This window comes from Rhizobium sp. PL01 (assembly GCF_033447125.1).
Taxonomy (GTDB): Bacteria; Pseudomonadota; Alphaproteobacteria; order Rhizobiales; family Rhizobiaceae; genus Pararhizobium.
Window position 1 is genome coordinate 95,410 of record NZ_JAWQUM010000003.1, and the last position, 20,562, is coordinate 115,971.

Here is a 20,562-nt window from a genome sequence, read left to right on the forward strand (position 1 = left end):
GCAAATGTCGCCTTGCCGCACTCACTTTGCAATCACATCCCTGTGAGTTCAGCGGCCATCGTCTGTCAAGACCCTAGATGTTGCCTTGCCGGATGGACGCACCCGCCGTCCAATCCCAAAAAAGATGGAGAACAGCATGACGACGTCTATTCCCGTGAGCCGCCGTGCCTTATTTGGAGTTGCAGCCATTGGTGCGCTGGCGGCACCGTTGGTGATGAACAGGGTGGCTTTTGCGCAGAGTGAACCGAAAGCGGACATGATGAAGATACCGGCAGGCAGGACCAGCAGTTTCAAGATCGGCAATTTCGGCGTCACCGTCATCAGCGACGGCATCCGTATCGGCGAAAAGCCGGAGGAAACCTTCGGCATCAACCAGACGCCGGAAGCCGTCGGTGATCTGCTCAAGGCGAACTTCCTGCCGACAGACAAGTTCGCCAATGGTTTCTCGCCGACCCTGATCGATACCGGCTCCGAGGTCATCCTGTTCGACACCGGCATGGGAGAGGGCGGCCGTCCGGCCGGTGCCGGACACCTGCTGGAAGGAATTGCGGCTGCGGGCTACACGCCGGATCAGGTCAGCATCGTGGTTATCACCCATATGCACGGCGATCATATCGGCGGCCTGATGGAAGGCGGAGCGCCGGCTTTCAAGAATGCGCGCTACGTTGCAGGCCAGGCCGAGTTTGATTTCTGGAAGGATGAGGCGCGTGTCGGCACGCCGGCCGAGGGCGGACACAAGGGCGTTCTGAAAAATGTCGTTCCGCTGGCCGACAAGATGACCTTTATCGGTGACGGTGCCGAGGTGGTTCCGGGTATCACCGGCATGGCCGCTTTCGGCCACTCGCCGGGCCACATGGTCTTCAAGATCGAATCGGAAGGCAAGGGTCTGGTGCTAACAGCCGATACCGCCAATCACTTCGTGCTGTCGTTGCAGCGGCCGGATTGGGAAGTGAAGTTCGATATGGACAAGGCCAAGGCCGCTGCGACGCGCAAGAAAGTCTTCGACATGGTCGCCACGGATCGCTTGCCCTTCGTCGGGTACCACATGCCATTCCCGGCTGTCGGCTTCATCGAAAAGTTCGAGCAGGGCTATCGATTCGTGCCGGAAACCTATCAGTTCGAAATCTGATATCGCACTTGCGAGAAGAATCTTGGCTGGCCCGGCACTGTTGCCGGGCTTTTGCTATTTCCAACCCGTCATATCCGTGTTACCAGCCCTCGCCAACTTCCAAGAAACTCTCGCCCGCTTGAGCGCGGCGAGTCTCCCGCCGCACAGTTGTCCAATTGTGCGGGGAGAACACCTTTTACTGAAGGGATTTGGCCATGGCGCGCATCATCGAAACTGCAACCGGTTTGGAGGCTTTGACCTTCGACGACGTACTTCTGCAACCCGGACATTCCGAAGTCATGCCGGGGCAGACGAATATCGCCACCCGCATCGCCCAGGATATCGATCTCAACCTGCCGATCCTCTCGTCCGCGATGGACACGGTCACAGAAGGCCGCCTGGCGATTGCCATGGCGCAGGCTGGCGGTATCGGCGTGATCCACCGCAATCTCACTCCGATCGAGCAGGCCGAGCAGGTCCGTCAGGTCAAGAAGTTCGAAAGCGGCATGGTCGTCAACCCGGTGACCATCAGCCCTGACGCGACGCTGGCCGACGCCCTCGCCTTGATGAAGATGTACTCGATCTCCGGCATCCCGGTCGTCGAGAACGCCACTGGCGGCGTACCTGGACGTTTGGTCGGCATCGTTACCAATCGCGATGTGCGGTTTGCATCCGATCCGGGCCAGAAGATCTATGAACTGATGACCCGCGACAACCTGATCACGGTCACGGAAAATGTCGATCAGCAGGAAGCCAAGCGCCTCCTGCATTCGCATCGCATCGAAAAACTGCTGGTTATCGACGGTGATGGCCGTTGCGTCGGTCTGATCACCGTCAAGGACATCGAGAAGTCGCAGCTCCACCCGAACGCCTCGAAGGATGCGCAGGGCCGTCTGCGTGCCGCTGCCGCTATCAGCGTCGGTGATGACGGTATCGAGCGGGCCGAGCGGCTCATCGATGCCGGCGTTGACCTGATCGTCGTCGATACGGCACACGGCCATTCGCAGCGCGTTCTTGATGCGGTGACCAAGGTCAAGACGATGTCGAATTCCGTTCGCGTCATGGCCGGCAATGTCGCCACTGCCAGTGGCACCAAGGCGCTGATCGATGCAGGCGCTGATTCCGTCAAGGTCGGTATCGGTCCGGGCTCGATCTGCACCACCCGTATCGTCGCCGGTGTTGGCGTGCCGCAGCTCGCCGCTATCATGTCGGCGGTCGAGGCAGCTCAGGCTGCCAATATCCCGGTTATCGCCGATGGCGGCATCAAGTTTTCGGGCGATCTGGCCAAGGCCATCGCAGCCGGTGCTTCCGCCTGCATGATCGGCTCGCTGCTGGCCGGTACCGACGAAAGCCCGGGCGAAGTGTTCCTCTATCAGGGCCGCTCGTTCAAGGCCTATCGTGGCATGGGTTCCGTCGGCGCCATGGCCCGCGGCTCGGCTGACCGCTACTTCCAGGCGGAAGTGCGCGATACGCTGAAGCTGGTACCGGAAGGCATTGAAGGCCAGGTTCCGTACAAGGGCCCGGTTTCCGGCGTTCTGCATCAGCTGGCCGGTGGCCTCAAGGCGTCGATGGGATATGTCGGCGGCGCGACCATCAAGGACTTCCAGGAGCGCGCCACCTTCGTGCGCATCTCCGGCGCGGGTCTGCGCGAAAGCCACGCCCATGACGTGACGATTACCCGTGAAAGCCCGAACTATCCGGGCGCAATGTAAGCGATCACGGAAAATCTGAATATGAAAGCGGCGGAGTTGTCTTCGCCGCTTTTTTGTCTCAGGCTTCCAGCGCCCTTTGAAGTGCCGCACTCCCGTAGGCGTGCCCCTTCAGCTCGTAACCCACCACGGGAACAACCGGCGCGAACATCAGGATGATGAGGCAGGTTGTCATGCCGACACCCGCCGCTGCGCACAGGATGGAGAGGGCCACCACTGCCGTCATGCCGATCATCAATGCGAGATAGAAGGTCTCCAGCTTGCGCAGCAGGTAGACGTAATGCGCGAAGATCAGCGTGACATAGGCAAACACTGGCACGGCAACTGTCAGAACGGCGGCAACCGCGCCGATATGGGCCTTGTGCTCGATATAGTAGGCCGCGACATGCAGGCCGGCACCCGTTGCCGCAATTGATGCGAAGATCAGCATGTGACCATAGCCCCACAGAAAGGCGCGGTTGCGGAAGTGATGCAGGACCTGTCCGGACGGCAACAGGAAATACAGCCACCACATGCCGAAGGTCAGCCCGGTGCCGGCAACGCAGATGAGGATGGCGTCAAGGCTCCATCCCTGCTCACCGACGATGGCGGAGATCGACGCCACCGTTCCGACGACACCTTCTCCGAGGGTGATGATCGCCAGCAACCCGTAGCGCTCGGCAATATGATGTGCATGCCAGGGGGTGCCGCCGCCTTTGCGTTCGGCCACGACTGGCCCGAGCATTTCGATGAGTGTTAAAAGGACGACGCAGAGAAAAGTCGGCAGCAGTGGCATGTCGATGAAGATCAGCGCGATCCAGCCGATCTGGGCAATGGAGATCGTCGTCACATAGGAGAGGCAGGCGGCGCGCCGATCCGGGGTCTGCCGTGCTGCGCGCAGCCACTGAAAAATCATCGCTACACGCATGATGACATAACCGAGCACCATGATGCCGTTGTCGACATGTACACCCTTGTCGATGGACTCGAACATTTGCGGTAAGCCGAGTGCGAGGGTCAGCACGCCCACCATCTGCACCATCGTGGTCAGCCGATAGATCCAGTCGTCCGTATCGAAGGCAGAGGCAAACCACGAGAAATTCACCCAGGCCCAGCACACTGCGAACATCGCAAAACCAAAACCCGTCAGCCCGGCGGCGTAATGACCTTCGGCAAGTAGATGAGCAAGCTGGGACCCGGCAACACCAAAAGCGATGACGAAGGTCAGGTCGAACAGAAGTTCGAGCGGCGTCGCCACCCGGTGGTGTTCGTGCGGATCACGCCCGCGCATCGCGGCGGCATGATGGGTGGGCAGCGGGGCGGCGGAGGCATGTTGCTCGGACATACGGTTCTTTCTCGTTGAGGCTGCTTCACGGAACATCGTTCATTCGTAAAACAGCTGTCAAGCATGGACCGTGGCGGCTGTGACGCCAGACCTGTTCTGGATTTCCCGCTCGCCCGCTATAGATCACGTCAGGTTCGAATCGACGGAGTGATCATGCCCATATCGACTGCAATTTTCTGGCCGGTAATCGCGCAGGTTGCGCTGATCCACGCGATCTACTTTCTGATGTTGAGACGCCGTTACAGTGCCGTGCGGGCCGGAACCGCCAAGGCCTCGGACTTCTGGATTCCAGCCGTCGAACCGGAGCCGAGCGCCACCGTCGCCCGTAGCCTGATCAACCAGTTTGAGTTACCCGTTCTGTTCTTCCTGGTCTGCGTCCTGCTGCACCTGACCGCGGGTGTGAACTATATGGTTCTGGCCATTGCCTGGCTCTTCGTGATCAGCCGCTACGCCCATGCCTATGTCCATGTCACGTCCAACAGACTGCGGATACGCCAGCGCCTGTTCGTGGCGGGGTTCGTCCTCAATTTCAGTCTGTGGCTGCTTTTCGCCATACATCTTGCCGGACTTTAATTGCCAGGACTGTCACATTGTCTTGCATTGCGCAGTGCACAAGACCGGACTATCATCCGGTCCTGACAGCGCTGGAAGACGCGCTGTCTCACTGTCAACGCATTGAATTAACGGACTATACCACCTCTCAATTGCCTTCCCACGTTACCGAAACTTAATCTGCGAATGCGGAACCGGACAAGCTTCCAGCTGTTGTCTCTTCGCAGGTGCAGTCGTCCGGGAGAAAGCATCCAGTGAGCATACCCACAGAGAAGACCGTTCTGGTGTTTCAGGGCGGCGGTGCTCTCGGCGCCTATCAGGCAGGGGCCTATGAGGCGCTGCATGAAGCCGGTATCCGGCCGGATTGGCTGGCTGGCATTTCCATCGGCTCGATCAATTCCGCGATTATTGCTGGCAGCCCGGTTGACCGCCGCGTCGATAACCTCAGGACATTCTGGCACCGGGTCTCGTCGGCACTGCCGGGCCATTTTCTCGGCAATGGCGATGCGATGCGGAAATGGTTCAACGAATCCTCCGCCTTCTTTGGCTCGCTCACCGGCGTTCCCGGTTTCTTTACGCCGCGCGCCTTTGCGCCGTGGAAAATTCCCGGCGATCCGATGGCGGCAATCAGCCTTTACGATACGGCGCCATTGGAAGAGACGCTTTCTGGTCTGGTGGATTTCGACCTGATCAATTCCGGCGCCATTCGCCTCAGCCTCGGCGCCGTCGATGTGATGAGCGGCAACTTCAACTATTTCGACAACAATCACTGTGCTTTTTCGGTGAAGCATGTCGCCGCGTCCGGCGCATTGCCGCCGGGCTTCGCGCCGGTCGAGATCGATGGCCGTTTCTATTGGGACGGCGGCATTGTTTCCAACACGCCGCTGCAGCGGGTGCTGTCGGGGCAGGAACTGGAAACCGATCTGTGCATCTTCCAGGTGGATCTGTTCAGCGCCAAGGGGCCGTTGCCGCGGGACCTGTTCGATGTCGAGGCACGCGAAAAGGAAATACGCTTTTCCAGCCGCACGCGGCTCAACACCGACCAGTTCCGCAAGCTGCAGTCGGTGCGCATGGCGGCCAAGCGGCTGATGGAAAAGCTCCCGCCGGAGTTGAAGGACGATCCGGATGCAAAACTTCTCGAAAAGATCGGCAATGATTGCGCCGTCACCATGGTGCACCTGATCTATCGGCACGCTGCCTATGAAAGCGGATCCAAGGACTACGAGTTTTCGCGGCTCTCCGTGGAGGAGCACTGGAAGGCCGGGCATGACGATGTGGTCGAGACGCTGAACCATCCGGATTGGCTGAACCGCACGCGCCCGACCAACGGGATACGGGTTTTCGATCTTGCCGAGCAACGCCTGCGTGGGAAAAAGCCATGAAAATTGAAGATGTCGTTCGCAATGCCTTTGCCATGCCGCTGACGAGCCCATCCTATCCGCCGGGTCCGTACCGGTTCGTCAACCGAGAATACATGATCATCACTTATCGTACCGATCCGGAAGCCTTGCGCCGCGTGGTTCCCGAGCCGCTGCAATTCGATGAGCCGCTGGTGAAATACGAGTTCATCCGCATGCCGGATTCCACCGGCTTCGGAGATTATACCGAGTCCGGCCAGGTCATCCCGGTGACCTATCAAGGCGTGCATGGCGGCTACGTACATTCGATGTATTTGAATGACGACGCGCCGATCGCCGGTGGCCGCGAGATCTGGGGCTTTCCGAAAAAGCTTGCCGAGCCGTCGCTGACATCGATGAAGGATGCGCTGGTCGGCACGCTCGAGTATGGCGGCCAGCGGGTCGCCACGGCGACGATGGGGTTCAAGCACCGTGCGCTCGACGCGGCCAAGGTTCTGGAAAGCCTGAAACAGCCGAATTTCATGCTGAAGATCATTCCGCATGTCGATTGCACGCCGCGCATCTGCGAATTGGTTCGCTATTATCTGGAGGATTTGACGGTGAAGGGCGCCTGGGAAGGCCCGGGCGCTCTGGCACTCTTCCCCCATGCCTTGGCTCCGGTCGCCGACCTGCCGGTTCTGGAGGTCAAATCCGCCGTCCATATCCTCTCCGACCTGACGCTGGGCCTCGGCGAAGTGGTCCATGATTATCTTGCAAAGTAGGGAGTTAAAACCATGAAACTCAAGGACAAGGTCTGCATCGTCACCGGTTCGGCCAGCGGTATCGGGCTGGCGATTGCCAAGAAGTATATTTCGGAAGGCGCCAAGGTGGTGATCGCCGATCTGAAGCTCGAAGCGGCCGAAGCGACCGCCAAGGATCTGACGGCGATGGGGCCGGGCGAGGCGATGGGCCTTGCCATGGACGTCACCAGCGAAGATGCGGTCAATTCCGGCGTCGCAGCCGTCATCGCCAAATGGGGCAGGGTGGACGTGCTGGTCTCCAATGCCGGCATCCAGATCGTCAACAAGATCGAGGATTATGCCTTTTCCGATTGGAAGAAGATGCTCGCCATTCATCTTGATGGCGCCTTCCTGACCACCAAGGCCTGCATTCCGCACATGAAGGCGCAGAAGGGCGGGGCGATCATCTATATGGGCTCGGTGCATTCGCACGAGGCTTCGCCACTGAAATCGGCCTATGTTACGGCCAAGCACGGCCTGCTCGGCCTTGCCCGGGTCGTCGCCAAGGAAGGCGGCCCGGACGGCGTGCGCGCGAACGTCATTTGCCCCGGCTTCGTGAAGACGCCACTCGTTGAAAAGCAGATCCCGGAACAGGCCAAGGCGCTCGGTATTTCCGAGGATGAGGTCGTCAAGAAGATGATGCTCGGGGGCACTGTTGACACGCAGTTTACAACGGTCGACGACGTCGCCGAGGTGGCACTGCTGTTTGCCGGTTTTGAAACCAATGCGCTGACCGGCCAGTCGCTCGTCGTCAGCCACGGCTGGTATATGCAATAAGCCAGGCATCGTGATCTGGCTGCAGCCGTCGCTGCCGGATCACGTTTGCGTCAACTTAACGGTGTTGTCGTTGTCTAATGCGGCAAGTGCCGCAATTCTGTTTCCTGGGTCCGTCACGATATGCCCGGTCCATCACGATACCAATGTGCAGTGATCGAAACGCCATAAGAGCACCGGCAGGTCCTTCTGACCTGATGGTGGTGGCCACAGGAGGAAATCATGGAAAAGCCGCAGATCACCCAGGCAATGATCAACGCCTACGACGAGTACACGCATCTCTCCCTCGACCGCCGCGCTTTCATGCGCACGCTGACGGCGCTGAGCGGGTCGGCCGCCGCAGCCGCTGCGATCGCCCCGTTGCTTGCCGCCAATAGCGCCCAGGCGGAGATGATCCCCGAAGCCGATCCACGGGTAAAGGCCGAGGATGTCACCTATCCCGGCGCTGGTGGCGATATGAAGGGTTATCTGGTGCGCCCGGCCGATGCGACCGGCAAGCTGCCCGCCGTGATTGTCATCCACGAGAACCGTGGCCTCAATCCGCATATCAAGGATGTCGCCCGCCGGATGGCGCTGGAAGGGTTCGTCGCACTTGCGCCCGACTTCCTGTCGCCAGCAGGCGGAACTCCGGCCGATGAGGACAAGGCACGCGACATGATTGGTGCTCTCGATGGCAAGCAGACCGTCGACAATGCGGTGGCGACCGTCACCTACCTTGAAGGCAATGACATCACCACCGGGAAGGCCGGGGCCATCGGCTTCTGCTGGGGCGGGGGCATGGTCAACAAGCTGGCCGTCGCCTCACCCGACCTCAAGGCCGGTGTTGCCTATTACGGCGCCCAGCCGCCGGCCGAAGACGTTCCGAAGATCAAGGCAGCGCTGCTTCTGCAATATGCCGGCCTCGACGACCGCATCAATGCTGGTATCGACGCCTACAAAAAGGCGCTGACCGACAACGGCAAGGACTTCACCATCCAGATCTACGAGGGCGTCAACCACGCCTTCAACAACGACACCTCCGCTGCCCGCTATGACAAGAAGGCCGCCGATCTCGCCTGGAGCCGGACCGTTGAATTCTTGAAGGCAAAGGTGGTTTAAGGGCAAAAATTAGGGGACAGAGTGTGGGAACACCCCCCTCTGTCACTGCGTGACATCTCCCCCACAAGGAGGGAGATCATTCTTTTCCCTCGAAATTGTCGTCAAGAAAGCGCGGAGCAAGCGGCTGATCTCCCCCCTTGTGGGGGAGATGTCGGCGTCGCCGACAGAGGGGGGTAAATATCGGCAGACGCGGACCCTGACTACGCCAGCAATTCTTTCCCCGCCTCAGCAACAAGCGCAGCGAGCGCCTGCTGGTCGCCGTCGCGGCCGCTTCGGCGGCGCCAGATCAGGCCGATTTGGCGGGAAGGTTGTGGCTCGGCGAAGGGGACGATCCGCATGCGGTTGCGGGTTCGCTCGTCCTTGACAGCAATTTCGGGGATCAGCGTGATGCCCATGCCGTGGCTGACCATCTGCAACAGTGTCGCCATTGAGGTTGCGCCATAGTTGGCAACGCTGCGGCCGGCGCTCGAGCCGCAGACGGCAAGGGCCTGATCGCGCAGGCAGTGACCTTCTTCCAAAAGCAGCAGTCGGTCCATGTCGACCTGAGCCTCGGTCATCGGCGAGACCAGCACCGTACTCTCGTCATCGGCACTGGCGATCAGGAAGCGGTCTTCGAAGAGCGAATAGGACTGCAGGCTGTCGTCGCCATGCGGCAGGGCGACGATCGCGCAATCGAGCTTGCCGTGCTTGACGTCATCGACACAGCCCGTCGTCAAAAGTTCGCGCAGTTCCACGTCAAGCTTCGGATAGCGCTTCCGCAGCATCGGGATGAGCTTCGGCACGAGATAGGGCGCGACGGTTGGAATGATACCGAGCCGCAGGCGCCCCTCCAGTACACCGGTCGCCTGCCGGGCACGGTCATGCAGCGCGTCGATGGACAGGAGGATCGCACGGATATCGGGTAACAAAGCCTCGCCTTGGCGGGTTAGAAGAGCGCCGTTCCGGTTGCGCTCGATCAGTTTGACCTCGAGATGATTTTCCATCTCCATGATCTGCGCCGACAGTGCCGGCTGGCTGACATTGACCATTTCCGCAGCGCGGCCGAAGTGCCGCGTGGTTGCCAGAGCATCGAAATACCGCATTTGCCGAATGGTGATCATAATAAGATTATCCTATCGATCTTTCAATTAAATACAATTGGAAATTATGGATCTTATAGAGGATGTTGCGGCGGAACCAATGCAATTGCATTTCAAACAGGAGGCAGAAATGGACGCCAAAGTCGAGAAAACGGGCAAGTGTCCGGTCATGCACGGGTCGCTCACCAGCAACTCGGGCGAGGGGACTTCGAACCGGGAATGGTGGCCAAACCAGCTGAACCTCAAGATTCTCCACCAGAATTCGGCGCTCTCTGACCCGATGGGTACTGGCTTCGATTACGCCGAAGCGTTCAAGATGCTCGATCTCGCTGCGGTCAAGCAGGACATCTTTGCCCTGATGACGGATTCGCAGGATTGGTGGCCGGCCGACTTCGGTCATTACGGTCCCTTCTTCATCCGCATGGCCTGGCACAGCGCCGGCACATACCGCACAGGCGATGGCCGTGGCGGTGCGTCCTCCGGAACCCAGCGTTTTGCGCCGCTCAACAGCTGGCCGGATAACGTCAATCTCGACAAGGCCCGCCGCCTTCTCTGGCCGATCAAGCAGAAATACGGCAACAATCTCTCCTGGGCGGACCTTCTGGTGCTCGCGGGCAATTGCGCGCTGGAATCGATGGGCTTCAAGACTTTCGGTTTCGCCGGTGGCCGCGCCGACGTCTGGGAACCTGAAGAAGATATCTACTGGGGTGCGGAGCGCACCTGGCTCGACGACAAGCGCTATAGCGGCGACCGCGATCTGGAAAACCCGCTGGCAGCCGTGCAGATGGGACTGATCTACGTCAATCCGGAAGGCCCGAACGGCAATCCGGACCCGATGGCCTCTGCCCGCGATATCCGCGAAACCTTTGCCCGCATGGCCATGAACGACGAGGAAACCGTCGCGCTCATCGCCGGTGGCCACACCTTCGGCAAGACCCATGGTGCTGGCGATGCCGCCCATGTCGGCCGGGAGCCGGAAGGTGCCGATATCGAACAGCAGGGTCTCGGCTGGGCCAGCAGCTACGGCAGTGGCAAGGGCGGCGACACGATTTCCAGCGGTCTGGAAGTCACCTGGACCTCGACGCCGACCAAGTGGAGCAACAACTTCTTCTGGAACCTGTTCGGCTATGAATGGGAACTGACGAAGAGCCCGGCCGGTGCGCATCAGTGGACGCCGAAGCACGGCATGGGGGCTGGCTCGGTGCCAGACGCCCATGATCCGGCCAAGCGTCATGCGCCTGCCATGCTGACCAGCGACCTCGCGCTGCGCGTCGATCCTGCCTATGAGAAGATCGCGCGCCGCTTCTATGAGAACCCGGATCAGTTCGCTGATGCCTTTGCCCGCGCCTGGTTCAAGCTGACCCATCGCGATATGGGACCAAAGGTTCGTTACCTCGGACCGGAAGTGCCGAGTGAAGACCTGATCTGGCAGGATCCGATCCCGGCTGCCAGTCACCCGCTGATTGATGCGGCTGATGTTGCCGACCTCAAGGAAAAGATCCTGGCATCGGGCCTGTCGGTTTCCCAGCTGGTTTCGACTGCCTGGGCCTCGGCCTCCACCTTCCGTGGTTCAGACAAGCGCGGCGGTGCCAATGGTGCGCGCATCCGTCTTGCGCCGCAGAAGGATTGGGAAGCCAACCAGCCAGCGCAGCTCACTGCTGTCCTTACGGCGCTCGAGAGCATCCAGAAGGCCTTCAACGACGCTCACGCGGGCGGCAAGCAGGTGTCGCTCGCCGATCTGATCGTGCTGGGTGGAGCAGCCGCTGTCGAAAAGGCGGCAAAGAGTGCCGGTCACGATGTTGCCGTTGCCTTCGCACCCGGCCGCACCGATGCGTCGCAGGATGAGACCGATATCGAATCCTTCTCGGTGCTCGAGCCGGTTTCTGAAGGCTTCCGCAACTATCAGAAGGCGAGCTTCACGGTATCAGTCGAGGAGCTCTTGATCGATAAGGCACAGCTCCTGACATTGACGGCTCCGGAAATGACGGTTCTGGTCGGCGGCCTTCGGGCGTTGAACGCCAATCATGGCCAGTCCCAACATGGCGTCTTCACAACGCGTCCGGAAACGCTGACCAACGACTTCTTCGTCAACCTGCTCGACATGCGCACAGTCTGGAAGGCCGTTTCGGAAGACAAGGAAGTCTTCGAAGGACGTGACCGCGCAACCGGCGAACTGAAATGGACCGCCACCCGCGCCGATCTCGTCTTCGGCTCGAACTCGCAGCTGCGCGCTGTGGCAGAGGTTTATGGACAGAACGACGCCCAGGGCAAGTTCGTCCGTGATTTCGTTGCCGCATGGAACAAGGTGATGAACGCAGACCGGTTCGACCTCGTCTAAGCTGGCGCAGAGGCGATAAAACGGGTCCTGAAATGCAGAGCCGGGCTCTTGAAGTCCGGCTCTTTTGTGTTGCGCGGTCTGAAAGACCAATGGCTTTACCAGCGACATCGGCGCGTGCCTGTTTCGCGTTGATCTATCCAAACTTTGTAGCTAGTAGCGCGCTTTCAACACGAAATAAGAGTATTTCGATAATTTTAACACTTCCAGGGTGCGGTCGGTCGTTCACCATTTCGTGAGAATAGACGCCGATTTGGCTTGTTTTGTACCTTTTTATGCCAAAAACCCCTAAAAAATTAAGGTTAACCGCATGTAACCCGATTTCCCCAAAAATGGACCGGTTTGGTGTCTTGGGCATATATTCAAAATCGCGTATAAAAGCCCGGCAGCGTTTTTTTGGGGCTGCTGATCACGAAAACTATATTGCAGTTGATTTTTAACGGCCGCGTTTATGGTCGAGTATCGATATTGGCAGATACAAAAAGGCCGCGCTTCGAATAGAAGCACGGCCTTTTTGCTTGTCTGATTTTGGGATTACCAGCCGGGCAGCATGTGGCTCTGGCGTAGCCGCGGGTAACGCGGAAAGTTTTTCATATCACCGTCGAGATCATCGGTGCTTGTCGTCGGCGTGATGTTGTCGAGGCAGGCGGTGATGTGGTTGGTAATGGCGTTCGACAGCGAGGGGGAGAGGCCTGGACGCTTCATGATGCCGATCTGCACCGGGGCCAACGCCGGGAAACCGTCTGCCTGGGTCAGAACCTTCATGCCGGTGCGCAGTGCGGATTCCGGCAGAACCGAAACCGCCATGCCGGCCAGGACCGCTGCCGCCACCACCGTCGAGGACCAGCTGGTGAACAGGATGTTGTATTCCTTGCCGGTGGCATCGAGCGCCGAGCAGGCGGCCTGCCGCCAGGCGCAGTCGCGTTTGCCGACCGCAAGCGGTACCGGCGCGTTTTCCGGCAGCGGATGGTTGATCGAGCTGACCCAGCACAGCGGTTCGGTACGCACCACATCGGACGCGCGGGCGCGTGGATTGTGTGTCACCAGCGCGATGTCGAGTTCGCCCCTGGCCATTTTCTCGGCGAGATCAACCGACGGCTCACAGACGATGTTGAGCTCGACATTCGGATGGGTCTTGGCAAAGCGGACGATGATCTCCGGCATGTAGCGATCGGCATAGTCGTCAGGCGTGCCGATCCGAAGCGTGCCTTCCAGCCGGTTGTCGTCGAAAGACGCAATCGCTTCATTGTTCAGCCGGATCATCCGCCGGGCAAAATTGAGCAGCCGGTCGCCTTCCGTCGTCAGCCGGTTACCGCGGCCGTCCTTGGCGAAAAGCTGCTTGCCGATGCGCTCTTCCAGCCGGCGCATCTGCATCGAGACGGCGGACTGGGTCTTGAAAACCCGATCTGCTGCCTTGGTGAAGCTGCCGGTATCGGCGATGGCTACGAACGTCTGCAATTGGTCGATATCGAGCGGTGCGGACATGGTCCTGGTCCTCAAAAAGAGCACTCATAAATTTGTTTGATGAATACCATTAGAAACATTCGTTGGACTGATCAATAAGGATTTGCGAATTTGATCGTACAAATCGCATCCTGAACCACTCCGGCGAGCCTCCCATCAAGCCGGTCCACCATCATAGTTTCGACCCAGCCCCCCGCGCCGACCTCCCTGCGGGGGATGGGTCGCCCTTGCATAATTTCCCAGGTCGGAATCGATCGGGGACATTATGCGAAATCTAGAATGACAGCGACCTTTGCACGTCTGAAAGACGTGCGGCGCTGACGTGCCCGCGAAAAGGAGCAGTATCATGCGCACGACCGATCACGCACTCGACCTCACCCTAGCCGGGAAGCCGTCCGCGACATCCCGCCAGACGGGACTGATGGGCGTGCTGATGTCGGTATGGCGCCAGCTGCGAAATCGCAATGCCATCGGCACCCTGCAGGATCTCGACGATCATCAGCTGCTCGACATGGGGCTCTGCCGCCATGAAGTGCGCCAGGCGATGACCTCGCCGTTCTTCGATGATCCGGGCCGTCACCTGACACAGGCGTCGCGCGATCGAGCCAACACGTTTTACCGGAAGGCGCGCCTCGACTGAGGCCTGCGTTCGCTCCGCGGGGCCAAGGCCGGACGGTCCCGCGCAGCAGTTTAACAGTTTTGTTGCGTGCCTCAGACGTTGAAAGACGTTTCACGCAACAGGGACGCGCAGCCGCCTCTGCGCGTTACCGTTCCCCGCAGGGTTAGAGCCAATTACCCTGCTGCTTGCCCGGTGCCCGGTCCCCAAGACCGGTACCGGGCTTTTTCTTTTGTGAGGCGGAGGGGCGCGGGTGTGCCTTCAAACTCGGCAATCCGTCCTTCCTAAGCCGCAATCTTCGTCATCGCTTCCCTGAAGCCGGTTTTGTCAGCCGTAGTTAGTCCGAGGCGCCGGGGCTACCCTTCTGTTGGGGTGCGTGCGTTTAGCGAAGCGTATTGAGCGCCAGTGGAACTCGGAAGGGGCTGTTTGCGCCAACAGCAGACAAAATAGCAAAAGCCGCTAGGCGTTCGCCGCCGTTGGTCGTCTAAGCGCCTGTATGGCTCTTTCAACTTCCCCGTCATGCCAAGTGTGTGGAAACTCGATTTTCCAAATAAGACTACGCAGTTCCTCTGGAGCTATATTTTCATATCCCAGCTCCTTTAGACGCAGCACAAGAAGAAGATGGTTCAAATGCACAACCAGCCGCGCATACATACTGACATCATGAAGAACCGGCCGCATAGCAGCATAGGAGTTAAACCCAAAGGATGAGGCAATAGCCTCGTCAAGGTGCGCTGACCTAAGATGCGGATACCCGCTACGCAGAGCCTTTTTCAGCGTTGCAATATTTGAGGGTGAGAAATTAACAGAAAAATTGAGCATAAGACGATCCGATGTTCTGGTCGAAGTCCGCCGATTACGCTTCGACCTGAATGAACATGGTCGTCGAAAAAATGCTTATATGCCCTTCAACCCGGCAGCAGGTTTGGATGGGCTTCCACCCGCCGATGATACCCTTTCGGGATTTCATCCTCAAGGGGGAAATCCGCTTCGGGCCGAAAGCAGCCCCTCCAAAAAAATAGCTGATGGAGTTCCGACCAGTTTGCACGACGTGGCCCATGACCGCACCACGAATTGATCAGGCTTTCGTATTCTTCCGATACGTCTCGAACAGCCCGTCAATGCTCTTCTGATATTCCTTCTGCGCCTCAAGGCCGCTGTCGAACATCGTGTTGAACATTTCGGTGAAGGGTGCCATCGGATTGCTGTCGGCAGGCTTTTTTTCCGGCTCTGGCGCCGCAGTCGTCTGGGGCTTTCCGCTCATCATGTCCTGAAAAGCCTTCATGAAGGGGTTGGCGGCGAACATGTCGGGGGCGGATTGCTGTTTTTCTTCCTGCTTGCCCATGCCGAAGAAACCCTGCATCGCCTGCGTGAAGGGATTGTCGAACGGATTGGGAGCGGGCTGCGGCTTCCGGGCAAAACCGGATGCCTCGAGCCACGGCTTCATCATCGCTTCCATCGGTGTGTTGGCAAACGGATTCTGCATTCCTCCCATCTGGCCGCCCATCTGCCCCGAAGCCTGCTTGAACAGCCCGCCCATAATGGCGCTCGCCATCACCGGCAGCATCTGCTTGTAGATTTCCTGGCCGATGCCGGTCATCTGCGCCGCTTGGTCAGCGATGGCCCGCGACATATCCTTCGAGCCGAACAGCTGGCCGAGAATGCCGTTGCCGTCGGCCATGCCCTGCGGGGTGAAGGCCTTGGTCATATCCTCGAAATATTGCACATGGTTGCCGCTCGACATTGCGGTGAGGAAGGTGCTGAAATCGTAGGGGTTGGCGGTGTTGCGCTTGAGCGCCGTGGAAAAGGCCGGCATCAGCGCCGCTGTCGCCTTGGCCATCTGTTCCTGGGCGAGGCCGAACTGCTTGGCCATCACGTCCATGGCATTGCCGTTCTGCGCCTGCATCATCATATCAAAAAGCGGGATCATCTTTCCGTCCTCTCCAGCAGGCAGCGCAACGCATGTGACTGCACTATAACGGGAAAAAGTCACGAGAACACCGCTTTTTGTTAGCCGGGGCATTGCAGTCAGTATGCTGGCCACGGTGCAGAATTTCACTCTCCACAAGGTGCGGCTGTTCGCCTATTCTCCGTCCATCTCAACCACGAGTGGAACCGGCATGAAACGCCCGATCATTTACATCATCCCCGAAAACGCCAGCCAGCAGGATGTTGCGGCTATCACGACTGTTCTCGATCAGCACGCGGAGCTTCATCTCGGCCCCGTCGAGGAAAAACCGGATTTCGCCGTTCTCCTGCGCGATCCGGACACGCAGGTGGTCGTCGGCGGTCTTTACGGCAAGGACGATTTCGGTTGGGCCTTTATCGAATATCTGGCCATTGCGGACGACTATCGTGGCCAGGGCCTCGGCTCGCGCCTGATCGCCGAGGCGGAGACGATCGCGCGGGCACGGGGTTACATCGGCGTCTGGCTGGACACGTTCGAATTCCAGGCGCGGCCGTTCTATGAAAAGCTCGGCTACACGGTGTTCGGCGAGCTCGAAGGCGGGCCGAACGCTATTCCCCAGTACTTCCTGAAGAAGCGGTTTTAGCGGTTAGTACTGATAGTCGGTGAAGACCGGCTCGACCGAACCGTTCCAGCGCCCGTTGTAAAGCGCCAGCAGGTCCTCGGCGAGTGTCGCCTTCTTGGCGAGCACTTCGTCGAGTGGGGCGAGGAAGATGCTTTCATCGACCTCGTCGCCGTTCAGCCGGTTGCGGTTCTTCAGGCCGAGGCGCGAAATCGACAGCACTTCGCGGGAGATATCGAACAGCGATATGCCGCGATGCGTGGCTGCGAGGCCCTCTACCGGCACTGCATTGCGCATGGCAAGCGTGTCTTCGTAGGTCCAGTCGCGGGTCAGGTCTTCGGCGGCGTCAAGGGCGGCACCGTCATAGAGCAGGCCGACCCAGAAAGCCGGCAGTGCACAGATACGGCGCCACGGGCCACCATCTGCACCGCGCATTTCGAGGAAACGCTTGAGGCGCACGTCCGGGAACAGCGTCGAGAGATGGTTGGTCCAGTCGCCCATGTTTGGCTCCCAGTCGGCAAGCTCGCCCTTCAACGCGCCGTTCATGAACTGGCGGAAGGTGACATGCGTGCAATCATGGTACTTGCCGTCGCGCACGACGAAATACATCGGTACGTCGAGCGCCCATTTAACATAATCCTCGAAGCCGAAGTCGGCATTGAAGACCGCAGGCAGCACGCCGGCGCGCTGGTTGTCGGTGTCGCGCCAGATATCGCCGCGCCAGGACAGGAGGCCGTTCGGCTTGCCGTCGGTGAACGGCGAACTGGCAAACAGCGCCGTCGACAGCGGCTGAAGCTTCAGAGAGACCTGCATCTTGCGGCGCATGTCTTCTTCGGACGAAAAGTCGAGGTTCACCTGGATCGTGCAGGTGCGATACATCATGTCGAGGCCCTGCGTGCCGACCTTCGGCATGTAGCGGCTCATGATGTCATAGCGGGATTTTGGCATGCGCGGGGTTTCGGCAAGCGTCCATTTCGGCGAGCCGCCGATGCCGAGGAAACGGATGCCGAGCGGCTCGGCGATCTCGCGCAGAACAGCAAGATGCCGGTTGGACTCCTTGCAGGTCTGGTGCAGATTTTCGAGCGGCGCGCCGGACAGCTCGAATTGGCCGCCGGGCTCCAGAGAAATCGCACCCTGTCCGGATTGTTCGGCAAGGCCGATAATATTGCCGGCGTCGATGATCGGATCCCAGCCGGTCTTTTCCGCCATGCCATTGAGAAGAGCAGAGATGCTGGCCTCACCGAAATAGGGAACCGGGCTGTTGTCCGCCTTGAAGAAGGCAAACTTCTCGTGCTCCGTGCCGATACGGAACTTATCTTCCGGTTTGTTACCCTCAGCCAGATATTCGGTCAGGTCTGCAACGGAGGTAACCGGCGTCTGGTCGGTAGTATCTCTGGCCATGGGTATCTTCTTTTGAAAGGGCGGGATCTGCCGGACGGCAGGCATCAGGAGGCTGATTGAACCGGTTTCAGGTGTGGTGCAAGTGAAATTGTTTCAAGGCCGGTTCAATTTTTTAACACTTCGAATGACTTGAATTTCTCAGTTTCTATCGCCAGTCGCCAATCGCTGCCTGGATAACGGCCATCGCGGCCACGGCCGCCGTATCCGCCCGGAGAATACGCGGTCCGAGCGGGATGGCTGTAATGAAATCGAGGCTGCGCAGCAGAGACCGTTCGCTATCCGAAAAACCACCTTCCGGACCGATCAATAGCGCCAGTTTGCGCTCTTTTACCGCCGCCAGCACCGGCAGCGGATTTTGCCCGGCATCGCCTTCGTCGCAAAAAATGATCCGCCGGTCTTTCGGCCAGCCGTTGAGAACGTCCTCCAACCTGCGTGGCTCGGCGACTTCGGGAATGCCGAGAACACCGCATTGCTCGGCCGCTTCGATGACATTGGCGCGAACGCGGTCGATATTGCTGATCTTGCCCTGCACATGCTGGGTCATCACCGGCTGCAGCACGCCAGCACCCATCTCGACCGCCTTCTGCACGAGATAGTCAAGCCTGCCGACCTTCAGCGGCGCAAACAGGTAATGCAGGTCACACGGTGCCGGCTGTGGTCTGGCCTGCTCGGTCGCGGTCAGGAACAGGCGTTTCTTGGTCGGGAACGAAAGTTCGGCCTGCCATTCGCCGTCCTGTCCGTTGAAGACGAGCACGGCATCGCCCGCCTCGAAGCGTAGTACGTTGACGAGATAGTTGAACTGTTCCCGGCTGGCTTCGTAGATCGTGCCTTTTGCGAGCGGCACATCGATGAAAAGCCGCTGCATTCGGAAGTTGGCGCGCATGGAAAACCCTTAAATGAAGAGCGCCGCAAGGACGCTGTAGATGGCCGCCGAAAGCAGCGCGGAAACGGGGACGGTGATCACCCAGGCACTAACGATCGTCAGGAAGTGCGAACGCCGTACCAGCCGGCGGCGTTGCCATTCCTCGGGACTATGTTCGACCCGGCGCTCGAAGTCCAGTTGCCCGGTTTTCTGCCGCACATATTCCAGCCGCCGCTTTGAATTGCGGGTGTACCATTCGCGGAAGAAGCCGATGCCGAAGACAGCGCCAACGGCGGTGTGCGTGGTTGAAACGGGCAGGCCGAACGACGTCGCCAGGATCACGGTGATCGCGGTTGCCAGCGCTACACAATAGGCGCGCATCGGATTGAGCTTGGTGATTTCCTGCCCGACGACCCGGATCAGCTTCGGGCCGAACAGCAGGAGACCGCAGGAAATGCCGAAGGCACCGATCAGCATGACCCAGAGCGGAACATAGGTTGTCTGCGCGACAGCAAGGCCATTGACGTTTGCTACGATCGCTGCGAGCGGACCAACCGCATTCGAGACGTCGTTGGCGCCATGGGCAAACGACAGAAGTGCTGCAGACAGAATGAGCGGGATGCGAAACAGCTTGCGCAGTGATTGATTGCGGTTTTCGAGACCCCGAGCCTGGTGCCTGATCCAGGGTTTGCTGGCAACAGCGGTGATGGCGGCGACGGCGAGGCCGATCAGAAGGCCTCGGCTCATCGAGAGGTGGGCGACTTTCTCGACGCCGATCAAAGCAAAATAAGCGGCAAACGAGCCTGCCATCACGGCGGTCAGGATGGGCGTCCAGAAAATCGCCGCATCGATCTTGTCCTCGCGGTAGATGATGTAGGTCTTGATAAAGGCGAGAAGCAACGCAGCGATCCCGCCGCCAAGAATGGGCGAAATCATCCAGCTCGCGGTTATCCCGGCGAGCGACACCCAGTGCACGGACGAAAACCCGGCGGCCGCGACGCCTGCTCCAAGAATACCACCGACAATCGAGTGGGTGGTTGAAATCGGCGCGCCGGACCAGGTCGCGATGTTGATCCACACGGCGGCCGAAATCAGCGCCGCCATCATCACCCATACGAACGCCTCGCCGGAGGGCATCTGTGCTGCATCCACGATGCCGCTCTCGATGGTGGACACGACACGTCCGCCGGCAAACACGGCACCGGCGATCTCGAAGCTGGCGGCGATGATCAGCGCCGTCGTCATGGTGATCGCCTTCGATCCCACGGCTGCGCCGACATTGTTGGCGACGTCGTTGGCGCCGATGTTCATCGCCATATAGCCGGCGACCGCCGCGGCAGCGAGAATGATCAGATATTTGGGTTCATCGAAGACGTAGGCGGCGGCGAAAATTACGCTGATCAGCATGAACAGCAGGCCGAGGCCAATACCCGCCCACGGCCGCAGCACATGGTGCGTCGCTTCCTCGGTGAGGGTGACCTTGTCCAGATATTTGTCGAGGGTTGGCTTTTCGAGGCTCGGGCGCGGTTTTGTCACCGTCTGTTCTCCAATTCAGTCTGCCTGCCCGAGCTTCGG

The 20,562-nt window shown here is 59.4% G+C and carries 18 protein-coding genes; 10 read left to right on the plus strand and 8 right to left on the minus strand.

Going from position 1 to position 20,562, the window contains the following annotated elements:
- Nucleotides 1-136: 136 nt before the first annotated feature.
- Nucleotides 137-1,129, plus strand: coding sequence for an MBL fold metallo-hydrolase (locus R6X40_RS08200; protein ID WP_318412535.1), 993 nt, complete (start codon nt 137-139; stop codon nt 1,127-1,129).
- Between the two features lie 194 nt (nt 1,130-1,323).
- Entirely contained in the window at nt 1,324-2,820 is a 1,497-nt protein-coding gene (guaB, locus tag R6X40_RS08205; protein WP_318412537.1) for an IMP dehydrogenase, read from the plus strand.
- Between the two features lie 58 nt (nt 2,821-2,878).
- Here guaB and R6X40_RS08210 read toward each other — a convergent pair whose 3' ends face one another.
- A complete protein-coding gene (locus tag R6X40_RS08210) occupies nt 2,879-4,141 on the minus strand; it encodes a low temperature requirement protein A (RefSeq protein WP_318412539.1) in 1,263 nt (420 codons plus the stop codon).
- A 153-nt stretch (nt 4,142-4,294) separates the two neighbouring features.
- Between R6X40_RS08210 and R6X40_RS08215 the strand changes: the two genes are divergently transcribed.
- From R6X40_RS08215 to R6X40_RS08235, 5 genes are all read left to right on the plus strand, one after another.
- Nucleotides 4,295-4,714 (plus strand): MAPEG family protein, encoded by a 420-nt coding sequence (locus tag R6X40_RS08215; RefSeq protein WP_318412541.1) that lies wholly within the window; start codon nt 4,295-4,297, stop codon nt 4,712-4,714.
- A 233-nt stretch (nt 4,715-4,947) separates the two neighbouring features.
- Nucleotides 4,948-6,075 (plus strand): patatin-like phospholipase family protein, encoded by a 1,128-nt coding sequence (locus tag R6X40_RS08220; RefSeq protein WP_318412543.1) that lies wholly within the window; start codon nt 4,948-4,950, stop codon nt 6,073-6,075.
- Nucleotides 6,072-6,812 (plus strand): acetoacetate decarboxylase, encoded by a 741-nt coding sequence (locus R6X40_RS08225; RefSeq protein WP_318412545.1) that lies wholly within the window; start codon nt 6,072-6,074, stop codon nt 6,810-6,812. The genes R6X40_RS08220 and R6X40_RS08225 overlap by 4 nt, the downstream gene beginning before the upstream one ends.
- A 12-nt stretch (nt 6,813-6,824) precedes the next feature.
- Nucleotides 6,825-7,607: a 3-hydroxybutyrate dehydrogenase gene (locus R6X40_RS08230; RefSeq protein WP_318412547.1), complete on the plus strand. Its 783-nt coding sequence runs from the start codon at nt 6,825-6,827 to the stop codon at nt 7,605-7,607.
- Between the two features lie 219 nt (nt 7,608-7,826).
- Complete coding sequence (locus tag R6X40_RS08235) at nt 7,827-8,702, plus strand: dienelactone hydrolase family protein (protein ID WP_318412548.1); 876 nt, start codon at nt 7,827-7,829, stop codon at nt 8,700-8,702.
- Nucleotides 8,703-8,902: 200 nt separating this feature from the next.
- Here the strand turns inward: R6X40_RS08235 and R6X40_RS08240 are convergent, their stop codons facing one another.
- The gene (locus tag R6X40_RS08240) at nt 8,903-9,802 is read right to left on the minus strand and encodes a hydrogen peroxide-inducible genes activator (protein WP_318412549.1); all 900 of its coding nucleotides are present in this window, start codon (nt 9,800-9,802) and stop codon (nt 8,903-8,905) included.
- A 109-nt stretch (nt 9,803-9,911) separates the two neighbouring features.
- On the opposite strand from R6X40_RS08240, the gene katG reads away from it, so the two are divergent.
- Nucleotides 9,912-12,119, plus strand: a complete 2,208-nt coding sequence (gene katG, locus R6X40_RS08245; RefSeq protein ID WP_318412550.1) for a catalase/peroxidase HPI — start codon at nt 9,912-9,914, stop codon at nt 12,117-12,119.
- 531 nt (nt 12,120-12,650) lie between these two features.
- Here the strand turns inward: katG and R6X40_RS08250 are convergent.
- Complete coding sequence (locus R6X40_RS08250; protein ID WP_113316604.1) at nt 12,651-13,601, minus strand: LysR substrate-binding domain-containing protein; 951 nt, start codon at nt 13,599-13,601, stop codon at nt 12,651-12,653.
- A gap of 325 nt (nt 13,602-13,926) precedes the next feature.
- Between R6X40_RS08250 and R6X40_RS08255 the strand changes: the two genes are divergently transcribed.
- Nucleotides 13,927-14,220 carry a DUF1127 domain-containing protein gene (locus tag R6X40_RS08255; protein WP_318412552.1) on the plus strand — a complete coding sequence of 98 codons (294 nt, stop codon included), beginning with the start codon at nt 13,927-13,929 and terminating at the stop codon, nt 14,218-14,220.
- A gap of 435 nt (nt 14,221-14,655) precedes the next feature.
- Here R6X40_RS08255 and R6X40_RS08260 read toward each other — a convergent pair whose 3' ends face one another.
- Nucleotides 14,656-15,018, minus strand: a complete 363-nt coding sequence (locus R6X40_RS08260; protein ID WP_318412553.1) for a hypothetical protein — start codon at nt 15,016-15,018, stop codon at nt 14,656-14,658.
- Between the two features lie 256 nt (nt 15,019-15,274).
- Entirely contained in the window at nt 15,275-16,126 is an 852-nt protein-coding gene (locus tag R6X40_RS08265; protein ID WP_318412554.1) for a DUF937 domain-containing protein, read from the minus strand.
- A gap of 190 nt (nt 16,127-16,316) precedes the next feature.
- On the opposite strand from R6X40_RS08265, the gene R6X40_RS08270 reads away from it, so the two are divergent.
- On the plus strand, nt 16,317-16,748 hold the full coding sequence (locus tag R6X40_RS08270; RefSeq protein ID WP_318412555.1) for a GNAT family N-acetyltransferase: 432 nt from the start codon (nt 16,317-16,319) through the stop codon (nt 16,746-16,748).
- Between the two features lie 3 nt (nt 16,749-16,751).
- Here R6X40_RS08270 and R6X40_RS08275 read toward each other — a convergent pair whose 3' ends face one another.
- The 3 genes from R6X40_RS08275 to R6X40_RS08285 all read right to left on the minus strand — a co-directional run bounded on the left by R6X40_RS08275 (nt 16,752) and on the right by R6X40_RS08285 (nt 20,523).
- Nucleotides 16,752-18,125 (minus strand): glutamate--cysteine ligase, encoded by a 1,374-nt coding sequence (locus R6X40_RS08275; RefSeq protein WP_318412556.1) that lies wholly within the window; start codon nt 18,123-18,125, stop codon nt 16,752-16,754.
- A gap of 145 nt (nt 18,126-18,270) precedes the next feature.
- The gene (locus R6X40_RS08280) at nt 18,271-19,008 is read right to left on the minus strand and encodes a 16S rRNA (uracil(1498)-N(3))-methyltransferase (RefSeq protein ID WP_318412558.1); all 738 of its coding nucleotides are present in this window, start codon (nt 19,006-19,008) and stop codon (nt 18,271-18,273) included.
- A 9-nt stretch (nt 19,009-19,017) separates the two neighbouring features.
- Nucleotides 19,018-20,523 (minus strand): inorganic phosphate transporter, encoded by a 1,506-nt coding sequence (locus tag R6X40_RS08285; RefSeq protein ID WP_318412560.1) that lies wholly within the window; start codon nt 20,521-20,523, stop codon nt 19,018-19,020.
- Between the last annotated feature and the right edge of the window lie 39 nt (nt 20,524-20,562).

Excerpts from the sequence above, each read along its gene's own strand:
- R6X40_RS08265 (WP_318412554.1), bottom strand. The coding sequence starts at position 16,126 with ATGATCCCGCTTTTTGATATGATGATGCAGGCGCAGAACGGCAATGCC.
- R6X40_RS08255 (WP_318412552.1), top strand. The coding sequence starts at position 13,927 with ATGCGCACGACCGATCACGCACTCGACCTCACCCTAGCCGGGAAGCCG.
- R6X40_RS08200 (WP_318412535.1), top strand. The coding sequence starts at position 137 with ATGACGACGTCTATTCCCGTGAGCCGCCGTGCCTTATTTGGAGTTGCA.
- R6X40_RS08250 (WP_113316604.1), bottom strand. The coding sequence starts at position 13,601 with ATGTCCGCACCGCTCGATATCGACCAATTGCAGACGTTCGTAGCCATC.
- R6X40_RS08215 (WP_318412541.1), top strand. The coding sequence starts at position 4,295 with ATGCCCATATCGACTGCAATTTTCTGGCCGGTAATCGCGCAGGTTGCG.
- R6X40_RS08280 (WP_318412558.1), bottom strand. The coding sequence starts at position 19,008 with ATGCGCGCCAACTTCCGAATGCAGCGGCTTTTCATCGATGTGCCGCTC.
- guaB (WP_318412537.1), top strand. The coding sequence starts at position 1,324 with ATGGCGCGCATCATCGAAACTGCAACCGGTTTGGAGGCTTTGACCTTC.
- R6X40_RS08260 (WP_318412553.1), bottom strand. The coding sequence starts at position 15,018 with ATGCTCAATTTTTCTGTTAATTTCTCACCCTCAAATATTGCAACGCTG.
- R6X40_RS08235 (WP_318412548.1), top strand. The coding sequence starts at position 7,827 with ATGGAAAAGCCGCAGATCACCCAGGCAATGATCAACGCCTACGACGAG.
- katG (WP_318412550.1), top strand. The coding sequence starts at position 9,912 with ATGGACGCCAAAGTCGAGAAAACGGGCAAGTGTCCGGTCATGCACGGG.
- R6X40_RS08210 (WP_318412539.1), bottom strand. The coding sequence starts at position 4,141 with ATGTCCGAGCAACATGCCTCCGCCGCCCCGCTGCCCACCCATCATGCC.
- R6X40_RS08270 (WP_318412555.1), top strand. The coding sequence starts at position 16,317 with ATGAAACGCCCGATCATTTACATCATCCCCGAAAACGCCAGCCAGCAG.
- R6X40_RS08225 (WP_318412545.1), top strand. The coding sequence starts at position 6,072 with ATGAAAATTGAAGATGTCGTTCGCAATGCCTTTGCCATGCCGCTGACG.
- R6X40_RS08230 (WP_318412547.1), top strand. The coding sequence starts at position 6,825 with ATGAAACTCAAGGACAAGGTCTGCATCGTCACCGGTTCGGCCAGCGGT.
- R6X40_RS08240 (WP_318412549.1), bottom strand. The coding sequence starts at position 9,802 with ATGATCACCATTCGGCAAATGCGGTATTTCGATGCTCTGGCAACCACG.
- R6X40_RS08275 (WP_318412556.1), bottom strand. The coding sequence starts at position 18,125 with ATGGCCAGAGATACTACCGACCAGACGCCGGTTACCTCCGTTGCAGAC.